Annotated in this window: 1 pseudogene; it reads right to left on the reverse strand. The window is 47.5% G+C overall.

The features are described 5' to 3' along the window. Positions 1-297 (reverse strand): annotated as a pseudogene (locus LKE08_RS07015) (RNA-guided endonuclease TnpB family protein); the annotation flags it as partial.

Consider the following 297-nt stretch of genomic DNA (forward strand, 5'->3'; position numbering starts at 1 on the left):
CAGACTGGTCGTTTTCTCGATAGCTGAAGATACGAGCGTCATAGTCCGCCGATGTGGACTTAAAGCTCTTAACTGGCTTGCCTACCTTGCGATTGGCAGCTACCCTCGCACAAACCCTTACAGCCAAATTCGCTGACAAGCTAAATCGACTGCGGATTTCTTTATAGGTCTCTGCCTGAATCCGGTTCTTATTCTTGATTTTGGGGTTGACTGTTTCATTGACGTAGTTGCAAGCATCAGCAAACGCCACCAGAGTTTGATCAAGCTTTTGAGCTTGTTCTGGCGTGGGGTTAAGCT

Origin of the sequence: Lyngbya sp. CCY1209 (assembly GCF_035615495.1) — a bacterium.
Lineage (GTDB): Bacteria > Cyanobacteriota > Cyanobacteriia > Cyanobacteriales > Microcoleaceae > Limnospira.